Source organism: Streptomyces katrae, from assembly GCF_000966975.1.
GTDB lineage: Bacteria > Actinomycetota > Actinomycetes > Streptomycetales > Streptomycetaceae > Streptomyces > Streptomyces katrae.
This window is the reverse complement of sequence record NZ_JZWV01000721.1, coordinates 1-278: the sequence shown is the minus strand read 5'-3', so window position 1 is coordinate 278 and position 278 is coordinate 1. Positions and strand designations below refer to the sequence as shown.

Sequence of the window (278 nt, the reverse complement as noted above, 5' to 3'; positions counted from 1 at the left end):
ACCCTGGCCACTGGACTGGCAGCGGCACTACCGCGTCCCGGCCGACCTCGTCGACGCCGACGGCCACCTGCCCGACATCACCCCCGGCGTGCTCCTGGACGGCGACGACATCGGATGGTGGCTCCGACAGCAGAAGCAGCCTGCCACCTGGGCGCGGCTGCTGCCCGAGCAGCAGGAGCGGCTGACCGCGATCGGCGTGCAGCCCGACCAGGCGCCCGCTCCCGCCCCTGCGGGCCAGGCGCAGCAGGCGTTCCAGCGGGGCCTGGCGGCCCTTGCGC

1 protein-coding gene is annotated in these 278 nt (G+C 75.5%); it reads left to right on the top strand.

Annotated elements, in window-relative coordinates:
- A partial coding sequence (locus tag VR44_RS25105; RefSeq protein WP_045949863.1) for a helicase associated domain-containing protein occupies positions 1 to 278 on the top strand: 278 nt, incomplete at both ends.